The organism is Pantoea sp. X-Soil-ISGK-259 (genome assembly GCF_059730705.1).
Window position 1 is genome coordinate 2,723,840 of sequence record NZ_AP035986.1, and the last position, 18,691, is coordinate 2,742,530.

An 18,691-nucleotide genomic window follows, 5' to 3' on the forward strand; every position below is an offset into this window, starting at 1 on the left:
TAAAACGCCCGGATAAACCGGACGTTAAGGCTGTCGACAGGTGGTGGGTCAGCTGATGCTGCCCGTTTCCGCTGGTCGGAACTGGTTACCCGCAGGTAACAGGGATGGAGAAAGAGGACGCTGATAAAGCGACAAAGGGAGCCAGAATAATGATTCACGGCGTGACGCCGTTTGTTGCACCTACCCTAATCTTTCATTCTGCTAATGAATATTGGCGATTATCTGGAAAATAAATTATCACGTGACTAAATAAAAAAGCGGGTGCTTTCGCACCCGCTTCTCCGATCAGCCTGACCGACGTTATTATTGCTACACCACATGAACCTGCAGATTCTGCTGCACCAGCACATCACCCAGGGTGTTCTCACTGGTCAGCGCCGAGTTGTGGTAGATCTCAAAGACTCTGCCCTCTACCGTGCGCTCGCCAGTCACTTCCCAGATACCGCCGTTGCTGTTTGCCAGGGTGACCTGACTGCCATCCGCGCCTTTGATCATCAAATCGTCACTCTGTTTGTCCGTAATATTGAGTGCCTCATTGAGATCGAGTTTCACGGAGTTGGTGCCGGTTTTACCCAAATCGAGCACTTCAATGTGTTCAACTTTCAGGCCCAGCGCGGTGAGGTCCAGACTGAGGTACTCACCGTTAAGCACAAGTGTATCCGTGCCTGCGCCGCCATCAATATGGGTAAAGTTAAGGTCACTGACCGTCACGGTATCCGCGCCGCTGCTGCCGGTAACCGACGCCCCTTCTGCCGTCGTGCCATCAGCCAGCGTAATCACTACGCCGCCGATGGTATAGCCCGCCTCCTCTGCCGGTGCCGCTGCCACCGCGGTGTCACTCGCTGTGGCGGTTTCACTGCTGACCGGCGTTACGGTATCCGCTTCGGTAATCAGCGTCGAGGTCACTGCGACATGGGCGCTGTTATCGTCGCTGCTGGTGCTCGTATTGTGCTGCGTTTCCGTGCTGGCACTGGCGACCGTGGCGCTGTCATCCGCTATTGAGAACAGCGCAAGCGACTCGGATGCCGCCAGCGTGACCGGCAGCACAGCACCCAGCAACAGCGTGTTTGTGGTGGTGTAACTGTTACCGGCTGCGTCGGTAATCGAAACTTTTGCCAGCGTACTCAGCGACAGCAGCAGGCCACCCACCGACAGCAGTGACGGTGAGAAGTTAACCGCATAACGCCCCAGCGCATCGGTTGTGGTGTTCAGCGTCGGACCGTTGTTGCCGTTGGCCAGAAGCAACGTTACGCTGACTTTTGAGCCCTGCGCGGCATTCAGCGATCCGCCCTGCACCACCAGACCGCTGAGCAGAGAACCCACAATGCTGAGTACAGGATCAACACCCACCAGCGGCTGATTATGCGACAACGCGGTAAAGCTGCTGGTACTGGTCGCGGTGTTGCCACCAATATCCGCCACCGTCACGGTCAGCGGATGGCTGCCGTCCGGAATGCCTTTCAGCGTCGCTGATGGCACGCTGATGCTCCATGCGCCGTTCGCACCGATGGTGGTGGTGAGGATGTTGCCCGCCACGTTCACCGTTACCGTGCCACCCGCCGCGTTAGTGCTGGTTCCTCTGATGGTCTCAGGGGCATTGGCCTCTGAGATGTTGAGGTAGCCATCGCCACCAAAGAAGCTGTTCACGCTGACCGTCGGCGTGGTGTGACTCACTACGCCCAGCGACGCCGAAGTGGAACCACTGGTACCTGCACCGTTGATGACGCTGGCGGTGACAGTCTGTAGTCCATCTGCAATGGCGGCGAGGTTAGCTGCCGGAACAGAGAGACTCCAGTTGCCATTGCTGCTCACGGTAGTGCTGTATGTCTGCCCACCCAGCGTCACCCGCACCGCCGATCCCTCAGCATTGCTGGCGGTACCTGAGATAGTCTGTGCGGTTTTTACATCCACCGCGCTCAACGCACCGTCTCCAAACAGTGAGGTAATGGCGACCACTGGCGTCGACTGGCTGATGGCGTTCAGCGTTCCACTGCTGTTCACCACATTTCCGTAGGCATCGGTGCCAGTGACCGTCACGGTTTTAATGCCGTCAGTGATCAAGGCAAGGTCCGCTTTTGGCACGCTGATGCTCCAGTTGCCGCCACTCACTACTTTGGTGGTATAGGTCTGGCCATTCAGTGTGGCGCTGACGACAGAACCCGCTGAAAGGCTGGAGGTCCCGCTCAGGGTCTGGCTGGAAGCCAGATCCAGGGCGCTCAGCACACCGTCGCCAAACACCGTATTCACTGTCAGGGTTGGCTGGACCAGTCCCAGGGAGACGCCCGCGCTGGTGCTGCTGACGTTACCGACCGTGTCGGTGACAGACGCACTGACGGTGAAGTTACCGTTAAGCAGCGTCGAGAGCACCGCTGGCGAGATGGCAGTAGAGAACGTACCGTCGGCGTTGACCTGCGCGGTGACGTTGGTACTGCCAATCGCCAGCCTGACGCTGCTGCCCGCCGCCAGCCCGGAGACGGTGCCGCTGATAGTCTGCGTGACCAGCGATTCCGCCACGTTAAGCACGCCGTCACCAAACAGCGGATTGAGCGTCACTTTCGGCAGATTGTGAATACCCACCAGCGCCCCGGCAGTGGTGCTGGTGGTGTTACCGGCGCTGTCGGTGACACTGAATCCGACCGTCAGGTTACCATCGGCAATCCCCTGCAGCAGCGCAGGCGTCAGCGAGACGGTAAAGTTGCCATTCGCATCCGTTGCCGTCACAAACTGCTGTGCGCCCACCGACACCACCACACGCGACCCCGTTTCCGCACCGCCCACGACGCCGCTGATGATCTGCGTCGACAGCGCATCTGCCACGTTCAGCAGACCGTCGCCGAACAGCGGATTCACCGTGATGGTCGGCAGCAGCGTATCGACGCGGACACCGGCGCTGGTGCTGGCGGTATTGCCCGCTGCATCCGTGACCGAAGCCCCTACCGTCACGTTGCCCTGTGCCAGCGTGCCCAGAATATCCGGCGTTACCGTGGTGCTGAAGGCGCCGCCCGCACCCACGGTAGCGCTGAGCTGGCTGTTGCCCACCGAGAGTGTGACCACACTGCCCTGCGCAACGTTATTTACCACGCCGCTGATCACCTGTCCGGTGGCGATATCGGCCAGATTCAGTACCCCATCACCAAACAGTGACGTCAGCGAAATGGACGGTGTCTGGGTAAAGATACCAATTGAGGCGCTGTTAGAGGCAACGTTACCCACGGCATCCCTGACACTGACACCCAGCGTCAGATTGCCATCCAGCAGTGAAGTCAGATCGCTGCCCGGCAGGTTAACGCTCCACCTTCCGCCCGCCTGCACCGTTGTACTGTACGTCTTGCTGCCAAAGGTCACAGTCACCTGTGAACCTGCAGCTGCATTGCTGATGACGCCACCGACCAGCTGTCCGGCTGCGGCTTCTGCAATGTTCAGCAGGTTATCGCCGCCAAACAAGCCGGTGAGCGGACCAACGACCGGCACCGCATCGACAATCGCCGTAGCGGTTTCACCCACCGTGCGGGTGTTGCCTGCGGCATCCGTCAGGGTGACGTCAATATCCAGCTGACCATCGGTGAGCAGACCCAGTACCGACGGTGGCACCACGATAGCCCATTTACCATCCTGACCCACTGAGGCAGAGAGCGTGGTCCCGCCCAGCACCACGGAAACTGTGGCACCGACGCCCGCGGAGAGTGCGGTCCCGGAGATCGTCTGCGCGACGGTGGTATCCAGCGCACTGAGCGTGCCGTCGCCGAACACCGAATCAACCACCAGCGTCAGCGCACTGTTGACCACTTTATTGACCGTTAGCGTGGCGTCGGTCTGGTTGCCTGCAAGGTCATTGATCCGCACGCCAAACACCAGCGCGCCGTCATTGAGGCTCGACAGGACGTTCGGCGCAAGATCGATGCTCCAGCGTCCGTCAGCCCCCACCGTCGCGGTGGCGATCGGGGCGGCATCGCCCAGATAGAGGCTGATGGTCTGGCCTTCGGCTCCCTGCGCGCTACCGGTCAGCACCTGACCGAGCACCAGGTCTGCGGCGTTGACCACGTTGTCGCCGAGGAATGCGTCCACCAGTACCAGTGGCGCGGCGGTATCGACCGTCACTGTCTGGGTAGCCGCCCCCACGTTGCCGGCGGCATCCGTCAGCTGCGCGGTGATTGGCGTGGTGCCATCGGTAAGTGCCTGCATTGCGCTGGCAGGAACGGTAGCAAACCAGGTGCCGTTGGTTTGCACCACCGCGTTGTAGGTCTGGCCATTGAAGGTCACAACGACCGTGCGGCCAGCCTCAGCGATATCGGCGGTGCCGGTAATCGCCTGGCTTAGGGTGCTTTCATTGCCATTAACCTGGTTATCACCCGCAAAGGTATTGATCGACAGGGTTGGTGCAGTCAGATCGATCAGCACGTTACCGCTGGTCGTCACCGGTGTTGTGCCATCTGTGGCCGTCACGGTGATGCCGACGCTGCCGTCCGCATTGCCAAAGGCGGTGACGGGCAAGGCCCCGGTCGACCAGTTGCCCGACGCATCCAGCGTGGTGGTGTAGGGAACACTATTGATCACCACCTCCACTGACCCGTTCGCGCCGAGGTTAGCCGAAGTACCACTTACCGCTACCCCACCCGCCACATCCTGGGTGCTGATAATGTTGTCGCCCGAGACTGTGTCCAGCGTTACCAGCGGGCCTGGTGGTGGCGTCAGATCGACGGTCAGCGAGACAGGCACGGTTGCGGTATTGCCAGCCAGATCGGTCACTGCCAGCGTCAGCGTGGTCGATGGCGTAAAGGTGGCCATCTGCTCTGGCGTCAGCGTCACGCTCCAGTTGCCGTTACCGTCAACAATTGCGGTGCCAAGGATGGTGGTATTCAGCGAAACCGTGACGACAGAACCGGTTTCTGCGCCGGTCGTGGTGCCGCTGAGTATCTGCGGCTGAATGCTCTCGGCGTAGTTAACGACGTTGTCGCCAGTGAAGTCGGTAAAGCTAAGCACCGGCGGGGTTTTGTCGAGCACCAGCGAACTGGTAATGGTGGTGCTGTTGCCCGCTGCATCGGTTGCTGTCACGCTGACCGGATAGGTGGCATCCGGCAGTGCTGAAAGCTGCGCCTGAGTCAGGGGCACCGTCCAGTTGCCATTCGCATCCACTGTTGCGGTATAGGTCGTGCCGTCAAGCGTGAGCCCCACCGTCTGATTCGCGCCCACCTCACCGGTGGTGCCGCTCAGGGTAATGCCCGCGGCAACATCGCTACTGTTTACATAGCTGCCGAGGAATTCCGGATTGACTGCAGGCTGTGGCGCGGTGAGATCAGCGGTGAATGGCAGTTGCGCTGATGCGCTATTGCCCGCTGCATCCACCACGTTGACCGTCAGCGTCTGCGGCCCGCTACCCAGTGAACTCAGGGCATCCGGCGGAATGTTTACGGTCCAGTTACCGTCGCCATCCACTGAGCCAGAATAGCGACTGCCGTTAACATCGACGGTGATGCTGACCGCCTGATTCGCCCCCACACTGCCGGTGGTGCCGGTCAGGGTCACGCCTGCCGCCGCTTCACTGATGTTCAGCAGATTATCTCCGCCAAATGCACCAGGGTTAAAGCCGGGTACCGGCACGGCCACTTCGGTGACCACATTCAGCGCCGTGTTATCGCTGTTACCCGCGATGTCGATTGCGGTCACGGTAATAGTGTGAGTGCCGCTGGTGAACGTGGCCAGCTGCGCTGGCGACAGGGCCAGAGACCAGCTGCCGTCGGTCTGCACCGTTGCAGCCAGCGGCTGATCATTATTGAAGCCGGAGATCAGGACCGATACAGTCTGACCGGCACCGCTAATGCCGGTGGTACCCGTCAGGATCTGTTCCGTTCCCGCCTCGGCAGCGTTCAGCGCACCGTCACCAAACGGCAGATTCAGGGTGACATCCGGCAGCGAGTTAATCGCCACCAGCACCGTACCGCCGAAGCTTCCGGTGTTGCCGTTCACATCGGTGACGGTCACCGTCACCGGCCAGTTGCCACCCGGCAGTGACTGCAATACAGCAGGTGGCAGGTCCAGTGACCAGCGGGAACCATCCTGACTGAGCGTTGCGGAATAAACAGTCCCATTGAGCGTGACGGTGACCCCCGCTGCGTTATCAACATTCACCGCACCGGTAAGCGATCCCCCTGCGGCCGCCTCTGCGGCGTTAATCCGCCCATCAATAAAGGGTGTATCCAGCGAGGGGTCAGCAATCGGTGTAATCGCAGAGATAAATGTTTTGGTCGCCTCGGTCGTGTTTCCTGCCCGATCCGTGGTTGTGAGGGTCAGGGTATGTTCCCCGCTCCCCAGGCTGGCGATTACCTCTGGCGTCAGGCTGGCCGTCCAGTTGCCACTGGCATCGACCGTGACGGATAACGGGATAGCGTCATCACCTGCCGTGACGCTCAGCGTCTGACCCGCCACGACGGTGGAGGTGCCGGTAACCTGCTGAACCGAGGCGGCTTCACTGATATTAATGACGTTGTCGCCGAACTGCGTAACAGCAAAGTCAGCGGAAACCGGTGGGGTTTGCAGGATCTCAACGCCTGCAGTGGCCTGCGCCGGATTTCCGGCAGCATCAACAGCAGTGACCACCACCTGTGTCAGTCCATCGTCAAGGCCTGTGAGCGCACCCGATGCCAGGTTCAGCGTCCAGCTGCCGCTGACATCCGTGGTGGTGCTGAACGTCAGCCCGCCAAGAGCGATGTTTACTACACTGCCTTCCGGCAGGTTGGTACTGTCACCACTCAGCGTTATCGGGCCTTCGGTTTCTGCCAGACTGAGCAGCGAATCGCCAAACGGTGTGTTCAGGGTCAGCGCTGGCAGGGTGTTAAACGCCACATCCAGTGAGGTGGTGGTGTCCGTGGTGATATTGCCCGCCGCGTCAGTGACAGAAACGATGATCGCATTGGGGCCATCCGCCAGTTGTTGCACGTCGGCCGTCGGAACAGTAATTGTCCAGTTTCCGTCGGCATCTGCCGTGGCGGTGTAGCTGACATTATTCAGCGTTACCGTCACGGGTATTGCGCCCGTGGTGGTGCCGCTGATGGTGAGATCCTGCAGCGACTCCGACAGGTTAAGGGTGTCGCCCGCACTGACCGTAATATCCGTCAGCACAGGGCGTGTGGTAATAAAATCAACCTCCTTCGTGGCGGTTGCCGGATTACCCGCGACATCCGTTGCGCTGACGGTAAAGGTCTGGCTGCTACCTGGCACCACATCGGCAAAGGCCGTGGACGGTACATTCACCGTCCAGATGCCGTTCGCATCGAGAGTGGTCGTCGTCGTGTAATCCGTGCCGCTCAATGACACCGTTACGACAGTACCCGCTGCCAGCAGCGTGCTGCTGCCACTGACCGCAACCTCTGCAGTGGACTCGGTGGCATTGATCACATCGTCACCGGCGACCACGTTCATGGTCAGCGTCGGCTGAACCTGCGCGCTGGCCAGCACAACCAGACTGCCACTGGCACTGGCCGGGTTACCAGAGGCATCGGTTGCCACCACCTGCACCAGTTGATCGCCATCCGGCAGATTACCCAGCGCGGCGGCCGGAACGGTTACCGCCCAGCTGCCATTCGCGGTCACCGTGCCGCTGTACTGCAGGCCGTTCAGCGTCACCGCCACCAGCTGGCCCTCAGCCAGATTGGTGCTGGTGCCGCCGATGCTCAGATCCTGCTGCGACTCGGCCTGGTTAAGGAAGTTATCCTCACTGAGCGTCCCGAGGGTCAGGGTCGGCAGATTCAGACTGTCAGCATCGCGCGTCAGTGTGGTCTGAACCGCAACCGCCGGGTTGCCCGCTGCATCGGTCATTGAGACAACAACCGGGTAGGTGTTGTCCGCCAGCCCCTGCACAACGCTGGCAGGCAGCGTCACCTGCCAGGTGCCGTCAGAGAGCACCAGAGTGGTGTAATCGACATTCTGGAAACTGACCGTCACTGTCTGCCCGGCATCCGCCACCGTTGCCGACCCACTGATGGCGACCGCTTCCAGTACCTCCAGGGAATTGATGATGTTATCGCCGCCGATGGGGTTGACGCTCAATACCGGCGGTGTGAGATCAACGGTGACGGCGCTGGTCAGCAGACCGCTGTTACCGGCCGCATCGCTGGCATTGACCACCAGGGTATTGATCCCCTCGTCCAGCGTCTGCACCTGCGCAGGTGTTAAATTCAGCGTCCAGTTGCCCTGCGCATCCACCGTGGCCGGGTAATCATTCCCGCCTAGCGTCACGGTGACGGTCTGGCCGTCGCCCGGCACACCGGTGCTGCCGGTCAGTGTCTGGCCGACACCCTGCTCAGCCAGATTCAGATAACCATCACCAAACGGGGTGTTTATGCTGACCGACAATGCCCCGGTTGCCACGGTGATTTCACGCGTTTCCGTGACCGGGTTACCCGCCGCATCACTGACTGTCACAGTCAGGATGTAAGCGCCGGCCTGAATACCGGCCAGCGAACCGGCAGGCAGTGTCAGGCTCCAGTCGCCCTCCTGGGTAACGGTAGCCGTCCAGAGCTGATTGTTCAGGGTAATCGTGACCTGCTGCCCGGCTTCAGCATTGCTGCTGCCGCTGAGGACAATCGGAGCGAGGCTTTCGGCGATATTAACGCTGTTATCGCCCGCAACGGCGTTCAGGGTCAGCGTCGGTGGCGTCAGATCCACCGTTACGCTGCCCGGTGTGCTGCCGGTGTTACCCGCCGCATCCTGCACCGTGACGGTATAGCTAATAACATCTTCTGGCAGGTCAGCCAGCGCCGTAGCAGGCACGTTGATCTGCCAGTTGCCGTTGCTGTCGACCGTACCGTTATACGTGACGCCATTCAGCTGCACGCTGACGCGCTGTCCGTCACCTGTTACACCTGTGGTGCCGCTCAGGGTTTGTGCTGTGGCGATCTCGCTGCTGTTGAGCACTCCATCGCCAAAGGCAGAGAGGATTTGTGGTGCCGGCAGAGTGGTCGCCAGTACGTTAAGCGTCGCCTCACTGCTCAGGGTCGACCCGCCGCTGTCTGTCGCGGTGACGGTCACGGTGTAAGGCCCATCGGCGAGCGCCGTGAGTGCCTCAGCCGGCACGATCGCACTCCAGCGGCCAGTGGCCGAGACCTGCGCGGTATAGCTGATGTTGTTAAACAGCAGCGTCACCGTACTGCCCTCAGGCACATTCACCGAGGTGCCGGTCACGATCAGCGACTGACCCAGCTCCTGTGCATTCAGGTAGTTGTCCTGGCTGATGGCGTCCATCGCCAGGCCAGAGGCGTTGCTGTTCACGTCAAAGTTGAGATCACGGCTAGTGGTGTTGCCTGCCACATCGCTGACCGCCACAGTGAAACTGGCGCTACCGTCATTAATGGCCGCCAGCGCACCGGCTGGCACGGTCAGGCTCCACGCGCCGCTCGCCTGCACGGTGGCGCTGTAAACCGTCCCCTCAATGTTCACAGTGACCAGCTGGCCCGCTTCAACATTGGTGGTGGTGCCCGAGAGACGCTGATCGGTGAGGCGTTCCGCGCCATCAACCACGTTGTTACCAGCAAACGCATCCAGCGTCAGGGTTGGCAGTGTGCCGGGTTCCACTTTCAGCGCCAGGTCACGGCTGGTGGTGGTGGCATTGCCTGCCGCATCGCTGGCGGTCACGGTCAGTGGATAGCTACCGTTGCCCAGCCCGGTGTAAACCGTGGCAGGCAATGCCAGCGACCAGCTGCCATTAACGTCAGCGGTGGTGCTCAGCGTGGTGCCGTTGAAGCTGGCCACAATCAGCGCGTTTGCTTCGCTGCTGCCGGTCAGCGTGAGCGGCTGCTGACTTTCGGCAGCATTGATAATGCCATCGGATGGCGTGATGAAGTTCAGCACCGGAGGCACGGTATCCACCACAATGTTGCCATTCGCCTGGCTGGTGTTGCCTGCTACATCACTGACAACCACGGTGTAAGGCGCATTGCCCTGTGGCAGCGCAGCCAGAATATCGGCCGGAACCGCGACCTGCCAGTTGCCCGTGGCATCCACCGTACCGCTGTAGTTACTGCCGCCCAGCGTCACAACGACCGTCTGGCCGTCACCGGTTACGCCGGTGCTGCCGGTGATCACGCCACCTGCCGAGGCTTCCTCACCGTTGAGAATGCCATCATTGAATGCCACACCGGGAGTGGCCACTGGCAATGCGCTGGCGACAATCGTCAGCGTGGCGTCACTGGTCGCAAACTCTGTTCCGTTAGCGTCGCTGGCGGTGACCGTGATGATTTGCGGGCCATCCGCAGTGCCGGTAAAGGTGCCAGCCGGTAAGGTGAGGCTCCAGCTTCCCTCTGCCGCCACGGTGACACTGACCGGCGTCCCATTAGCCACGACGGTGACAATGCTGCCGTCCGGCAGACCACTGGTGCTGCCGCTCACGACGATGGCGCCATTCACTTCCTGTGCATTGAGGTAGTTGTCGTCGCTAATCGGTGCCAGCGCAATCGACGGCAGGGTGTTGTCCACGCTGAAGTTAAGCGGGCTGCTGGCCGTATTACCCACGACGTTAATCACACTGACGTTCAGTGTCTGATTACCCTCCCCCAATTCAGCCAGTGCACCTGCAGGCAGAATGATACTCCAGTTGCCACTGGCCGCGACCACGCCACTGTATTCGGTGCCATTCAGAGAGATGATGACCTGCTGGCCCGCTTCAACATTGCTGCTGCTGCCGCGGACCGTAATCGGCTGTAGCTGCTCTGCCGCCGTCACGATGCCATCACCGGCAAAGGTGCTGCTATCTATGGTCAGCGCAGGCTGTATCTCCGGCGAGGTAGCCACATTCAGATCAATCACCTGGCTGCTCTGATTACCGTTCGCACTGGTTTCCGTCACCGTTACCAGATTACTGCCTGACGGCAGTGCTGCTAGCGCTTCAGAGGCGATCTGCAGCGTCCACTGTCCATTTACGCCAACCGTGGTGCTGTAAATCTGGTCATTAAGCTGGACCGTGACAATATCGCCATTCTGACCGCTGCCACTGACGACCAGCGGCTCCGCCAGTTCACCTGTGTTCAGCGCATTGTCGCCGCTGATCGGTGCGACCACCAGCGGAGGCGGCGTTGTGGCAACTGTCAGCGCACTGTTCTGGCTGTTGCTGTTCCCCGCCTCGTCGGTGACGGTGATCACCACGGGATAGCTGATGCCGTTAGTCAGACCGGCCAGTGCCGCTGGCGGCACAGCCAGCGTCCAGTTTCCGCCCGCCTCAACGGTGCCTGTGTAGGTGACGCCATTCAGCGTGACACTCACGCTGTCGCCTTCAGTGCCTGCACCGCTGAAACTGAAGCCGTTGGCCTGTTCTGCAATGTTCAGCACGCCATCGCCAGCAGGCGTATCAAAGCTGAAGTCGGGTGGCGTGGTATCCACGGTAACCGGGAATGGCGTGGTGGCGACGTTGCCGCTCAGAGTCGTGACAGTCACGTTAAGATCGTAACGACCCTCTGGCAGCAGTTGCAGACTGGCAGCAGGCACGGTAGCCGTCCAGCTGCCGTCGGCGGCAACTACTGCCTCATAGGTCTGGTTATTCAGTACAAGGCTGACGCTGCCGCCGGGCGCAACGGTGCCGCTCAGGTTCAAATCCGTGGTCGTTTCAGTCGCATTGATAATGCCATCGATGGCAATCGGATTAACGGTCAGCGCGGGTAAGCCGGTATCAACAATCAGCGGTTCACTGATGCTGGTGCTGTTACCTGCCACATCGCTTACCGTCACGGTAACCGGATTGCTGCCCTGCGGCAGTGCCTGTAGCGCATCTGGCGGCAGCGTGACGCGCCATTCACCATTTGCTGCGACCGTTGCCGGATAACTTATGCCGCCCAGGGTCACGCTGACGGCCTGGCCTGGCTGGACTGAGCCGGTCAGCGTCTGCGCCACGCTGGCTTCATCCGTGTTGAGAATGCCGTCAGTGAAAGGCGTATTGATTTCCGGGTCTGCCAGCGGCGTAGTCGCCACCAGCAGCGGCTGATTGATCTGCACATCACCCGAAGAGACGGTAACCGTGGTGTTACCCTGCGGCAGATTTACCAGGTCAGCAGCGGGCACCGTCAGGGTCCAGCTGCCGTTTATATCGGTTGTGGTGGTGTAAACCGTGCCGTTGGGTTCCAGCGTCACGCTGATCGGACTGTTAGCCGGCAGGTTTGCCGAGCCGCCACTTACAGTGAGATCACTCTGTGCTTCCAGCCCATTCAGCGCATTGTCACCACTGATCGGGGTCACCGACAGCGACGGTTCGGGTAAGATAACCACGCTGAATTGCCCTTCAGCAGGCAGCGCCGGGTTACCGGCCTGATCAGTAATCGCTACGGTAAAGGTTTTTTCGCCCAAACCGCCCAGCGATCCGGCGGGCAGCGTCACACTCCAGCTACCGTTCGCCAGTACCTCACCGTCGTAAGACTGCCCGTTAATGGTCAATAATACCGGCGAACCGGCCGGTACGCCGGTGACATTGCCGGTGACCAGAATGTCGCTGAGCTGTTCCGCGCTATCGACCTGATTGTCGCTGGTGACGGGATCAATGGTCAGGGCGGGTGACGTGGCCGCCAGCACGGTAACGCTGGTCAACTGTGTGGTGGTGTTGCCATACGCATCGCTGATGGCAACGTTGATCGGATAGATCTCATCGCCCAGCTGGCTGACAATCGCGGCGGGAACCGTTACGCTCCACGCGCCGTTGGTATCCACGGTGGCGGTGTAGGTTTCATTATTGAACGTTACCGTGACCGTATCGCCCTGCGCACCGCCACGCCCGTCGAGAGTGAGATCCTGGGTGTGCTCAGCGATATTGATATAACCATCGCTGCCCGGCGTGGAGACTTCCAGCAGCGGCGGCGTGGTGGCGAAAATCAAGGGACTGCCGGTTTGTGTGGTGTTGCCATCGGCGTCCGTCGCCACCACCGTTACGGTCTGGGTGCCATTCGGCACATTCGCCAGATCAGAGGCAGGAATATTGACGCTCCAGTTGCCACCCTGCGCCACCACGGCGCTGTAAGTCACGTTATTCAGCGTGACGCGAATGATGTCGCCTTCGTCGCCAGTGCCGCTGACGATCAATGGCTGCTGCGCATCGCTGTTGTTGATCGCGCCATCATTAGTGAGATCGTTGATCGTCAGAGCCGGTACGGACGTGGCGACCCGCAAAGACGTATCCTGCGAGCTGCTGTTACCGGCCGGATCGGTCACCGTAACCGTTACCGGATAAGTCTGATTGGTCAGCGGGCCCAGATCGGCAACCGGAACGGAAGCACTCCAGGTTCCGTTTTCATCAACAACGGCGTTATAGGTCTTGCCGTTTAACCCCACCGTTACGGTGTCGCCCGTGGTGCCGGTGCCGCTGATCAGCAACGGCTGAGTCAGTTCTTTGCTGGTCAGAACCCCATCACCGCCCGGTGCGGTCACGGCCGCAACCGGAAGTTGTGTGTTGACTAACAGCGGTTGCGTCTGGGTGGCGATGTTCCCGCTGGCGTCGGTCAGCGTGACGGTCAGCGTATAGCTGCTGCCATCAGACAATGCCTGCAATGCTGCTGGCGGCAAATCAACCGTCCAGTTGCCCTGCTCATCGACTGTGGCGCTGTAACTCTGGTTGTTCAGCGAAACAGAAACCCGCTCGCCCGGCAGTGCACCTGAACCACTGATCGGCACACCCGCCGTCACTTCACTGCTGTTGAGAATGCCATCGCCACCTGCGACCTCAGCCACAATCAGCGTCGGTGGCAGCGTGTCGACGCTGAAATTCACCGTCTGGTCCGCGCGGTTGCCCGCCTCGTCAATGGCGGTAATGATCAGGCTGTTAGCGCCCTGCGCCAGTAAAGCGAGATCGCTGGCAGGCACTGGCAGGCTCCAGCTGCCGTCGGCATTGACAGTGGTGCTGTAAGTTTTGCCGTTAAGTTCCACTTCAACCTGCTGGCCCGCGACGGCCTTGCCGGTGCTGCCGCCGATCAGCAGATCGCTATCCGCGTCCGTCCGGTTGAGAACACCATCGGTGATCGCACTCTCGTCCAGCGTGATTTGCGGCAGCGCAGAGGCGACCACATTCAGCGGAGCGGAGGCGGTCAGCAGCGTATTGCTGGCATCGACGGTCGTCACTGAAATCTGTTTCACACCGTCGGTGATATCGGTGAGTGCACTTGCCGGAACGGTGACGCTCCAGACGCCATTGCTGCTCACCACTGCGCTGTAATTACCGCCGTTAAAATTAAGCTGCACCGTCTGGCCTGGATTAACACCCACCGCCGAACCGCTGATGATCAGATCGCTGCTCAGCTCCTGCAAATTGAGGAAGCCATCCGCGCTGACCGGTTCATTGATTGAGACGATGCCAGGTTCGCCTGCTGCTGGCGCGACGTTAATGTCACGGGTGTCAGTGGCCACAGCACCGGCTACCGTCGTGACGCTAACCGCAATGGCGGTGCTGCCCGCTGCCAGTGCGCTGAGCGCTGCAGACGGGATCTGTGTACTCCAGCTGCCATCAGGATTGACCGTGGCACTGTAATTCTGACCGCCCAGGGTGATGGTGACCGTCTGGCCCGCCTCCACATTGCTGGTGGTGCCGGAGAGCGTCTGATCCAGGGCTTTTTCGCTGTTATCCACCAGATCGTCACCGGCGAACAGGGCAATAGCCACTGTCGGCGTTTCCGGTTGCGCCGGGGTATCCACCACAATCGCCCGATCTTCGCTGGCGATTATGCCCGCCTGACTGGAAACCGTGGCCGCGATAGTTGCACTGCCCGCCGCCAGTGCTGCCAGTGCGCTGGCTGGGACATTCAGGCTCCAGCTGCCATCCGCGCCGACCGTGGCGCTGTAAGTCTGGTCGCCCAGCGTGACTGTGACGATTTGACCCACCTCGACATTGGTACTGCTGCCGCTCAGCAACTGGTCGCTGGTTTTCTCATCGTTGCTCAGGACGTCATCACCGGCGAACTGATTGATGATGAGGGTGGGCTGGCCCGGCTCAGTCACCGGTGGCTCGACGGTGATCGCCAGCGTGTCGCTAACGCTGGTGCCCGCTGCGTTGCTGACCGTCACCACCAGCGAGGCAGATCCTGCGGCCAGCGCACCGAGTGCATCGGCCGGAATCGCGATATTCCAGCTGCCGTCAGGATTGACCGTGCCGCTGTAGCGCTCTCCGCCCAGGGTTACGGTCACAACCTGGCCCGCTTCGATGTTGGTGGTGCTGCCTGAGACCGCCTGAGCCTCCAGCTTCTCATCGTTGCTCAGGATGTTGTCTTCAGCGAAGGCATTGACGGTTAACGTTGGGGCATTCGGTGAAGTGCCCGCTGACGCCACCAGGAAGTCACGGGTTTCACTGACGGCTGCGCCGAGCGTATCGGTGACTGTAGCGTTCAGGGTCGTGCTACCGGCGGCCAGCGCCGCCAGCGAACTGGCTGGGATCGAGACGCTCCAGTTGCCATCCGCGCCAACCGTGGCGGTAAAGGTCTCACCATTCAGGGTGATAGTGACCTGCTGGCCCTCAGCAATATTGGTGGTGGTGCCGCTCAGCAGCTGATCGGTGGCTTTCTCGCTGTTGCTGAGGATATCGTCACCGGCAAAGGCGTTGATGGTTACGGTGGCTTCACCCGGCTGCGTCGCCGGGGCTTCGACGGTGATCGACTCCGAAGTTGTCGCGGTGTCGCCCGCCGCATTGCTGACCGAGGCGGTCAGGGTAGTGGTGCCTGCTGCCAGTGCGTTCAGCGCGGCGGATGGCACGGTGACGCTCCAGCTGCCGTCACCCTGCACGCTGGCGCTGTAGGTCTGACCACCGAGGGTCACGGTGACGATCTGTCCGGCTTCAACGTTGGTGACCGTGCCGCTGACAGGCTGATCGGACGCTTTCTCGGCGTTGCTCAGGTCGTTATCGCCAGCAAATTCATTCAGGGTCAGCGCCGGCACGCCCGGCTCAGTCACAGGTGCCTCAACCGAGATATCGCGGGTTTCGCCTGCGCTCACACCATCGACGTTGCTGACGGTGGCGCTGATGACATTGGATCCCGCAGGCAGGTTGCCCAGCGCACCAGCCGGAACAGTCACGCTCCAGTTACCACTGCCATCCACGATGCCAGCGTAAGTCTGGCCACCAAAGGTGATCGTGACCGTCTGGCCCGCTTCGACGTTGGTGGTGGTGCCAGAAAGCGTCTGGGCGGTCCCTTTTTCGTCGTTGCTGAGGATGTCATCCCCGGCAAATTCATTGATGGTAACGGTCGGTTCGCCCGGTTGCGTCACCGGCGCTTCCACGCTGATGGGCAGGCTGCTGGTCACGGTGTTACCGGCCGCATTGCTGACCGAAACCGTCAGTGTCGTTTCACCTGCCGCCAGTGCGCTCAGGGCCGCTGAGGGTAGCGTGATGCTCCAGTTGCCCTGCGCATCTACGCTGCCGCTGTACGTCTGACCGCCCAGCGTGACCGTCACAACCTGACCCGGTTCGATATTGCTGGTGCTGCCGGTCACCGTCTGATCGGTGGTTTTCTCTGCGTTGCTCAGCTGGTTGTCACCGGTAAATTCATCCACCGTGACCGCAGGCGGACCCGTAACGACAGGCGTATCGACGCTGATTGCGCGGTTTTCACTGGCTTCAATGCCAGCCTGATTAGTGACGACCGCAGAAATCGCAAGTGAACCGGCATTGAGCGCATTCAGCGCCGCAGGTGAGAGCGTGACGCTCCAGTTGCCCTGCGCATCCACGACTGCGCTGAAGGTCTGATTGCCCAGCGTGATGGTGACAACCTGACCCGCTTCCACATTGCTGGTGGAGCCGCTCAGCAGCTGATCGGTGGCTTTCTCGCTGTTGCTGAGGACATCATCACCGGCAAACTGATTGATGGTGATAACCGGCGTTCCCGGCTCGGTCAGGGGCGGCTCGACGTTAAAGGTCAGGCTGCCACTGGCGGCGGTGCCTGCCTGGTTAGTGACGGTTGCTGTGAGGGTGGCGTTGCCGGTGGCCAGCGCGCTCAGCGCATCCACAGGCACAGTAATACTCCAGCTTCCGTCCGCGGCTACGCTACTGCTGTAGCTCTGACCGCCCAGTGTCACGGTGACCACCTGCCCGGCTTCAACGTTACTGGTGCTGCCGGACAGCGTTTGTGGCGTTGTTTTTTCGCTGTTATCCAGCAGGTTGTCGCCGGCAAAGGGATTCAGACTGATAACCGGTGTCGCGGGTGTACCGGGATCGGCGGCAGCGACGGTAACCGGCAGGCTGCCCGTAGCGCCTGTGCCCACCGCGTTACTGACGCTGACGTCGATGGTGGTGGTGCCTGCGGGAAGTCCCGCCAGCGCGGCGGCAGGGATCGTAACGCTCCAGCTGCCATCGGTGCCGACTGTGGTGTTGTAGGTCTGTCCGCCCAGCGTAACCGTGACAATCTGACCGGCTTCGACATTGCTGGTCGTGCCGCTCAGCACCTGATCGGTCGTTTTTTCCGCATTATCCAGCACATTATCGCCAGCGAAGGCATTCAGGGTAATGGCAGGTGTCCCGGGTGTGACCGGTGTTCCCGGATCGGTGCCACCGGCGTTGCCGCCGCCGTTACCTCCACCCCCTCCGCCACCGCCGCCGATGCCCACTGCCAGTCCGGCTAAACCGAGCACACCCAGACCGCCTGCGGTGATGACGCCCATTGACGTATTGGCGTTATCCGCCAGCAGCAGCGGCTCTACGCTGTCGAGTGATTCATAGGTCGGTGTGATCGAACGGGAAGCGAGTTCAGCCCCTTCTGCGGTCTGCGGGAAAAGTGCATGTTCCGGTGGATTGACGCCATCATCGAACACCAGTTCGCTGTGCTGACCATCGGCGTCATCAAGAAAGAATTTTTGGTAGCGTACTGTGCTGCCGTCACGCATTTTCAGCACCAGATCGTTACCCTGGCGCTCAAACTGCGTCACCATGTCTCGCGTGCCGCTGATACGTACAACGCTGGGTTCGGTGAGGTTAATGGACTGTGATGAACCGCCAGTGGTCTGTGAGAGGAGTGTACCGTTTTCGCGCGAGATGATATCTACACGGCTCTGTGTGAGTTCTGCCATTTATAACCTCTGTTACACCAGATTAGCTAATATACTGAATCCTTAAACATAAATTTATTTTATGCTTAAAGTCTTCACGCATCATTTCACCTTCTGAGATGAAGAAGGTGTCTTAACCTGGCGCAGGTAAAAATGGCGAAACTAAGCCGCGTCACTAACGCACATAAAATAGGCGCGCAGCGGTATTATTATTAGTTTTTGAGTGTTTTAAGCTGTACAGACTTTCACACAACGTAAAGGTTGTGACTGATTAACTTTTAGCGTAACCATGTTAAAAATCAATTTCAATGTACAGATTTGGTTATGATTAAAACATTATTACATTAGCCATAACCGAAAATTCGTTTTCAGGTAATGCGCTTTGTCTTTGTTTTTTCATGTCAATTTATTGCTGACTGTTTCCATAAATGATGCGATGAGGCTTAAAACCACTGCGTCATTAACGTGAGGGCCATGACAGGAATTTTTTTAATTGTGTGATTCAGTCAGCATTTACAGGTGGTGCTGTTCTGCGTTTTTAACAGCAAGCCCTTGAAAAAAGGCAGGGAAATTTGAGTTAAGTACTCCCGGATGAGCGGTGGTCATACCAGGAAAGTTCTGGAAAAAATTTGCGATGCAACAAAAGTCGGTAAACTGCCGGTTTTGCCATTTATGCGATGTGACTGCACCACTTTTGACAAGA

At 59.8% G+C, this 18,691-nt stretch carries 1 protein-coding gene; it reads right to left on the reverse strand.

Features of this window, described 5'->3' with window-relative positions; genetic code table 11:
* Positions 1-309: 309 nt before the first annotated feature.
* Entirely contained in the window at positions 310-18,009 is a 17,700-nt protein-coding gene (locus tag AC6I77_RS12875; RefSeq protein WP_497816996.1) for an Ig-like domain-containing protein, read from the reverse strand.
* Positions 18,010-18,691: the final 682 nt, after the last annotated feature.

Excerpts from the sequence above, each read along its gene's own strand:
- AC6I77_RS12875 (WP_497816996.1), bottom strand. The coding sequence starts at position 18,009 with ATGGCAGAACTCACACAGAGCCGTGTAGATATCATCTCGCGCGAAAAC.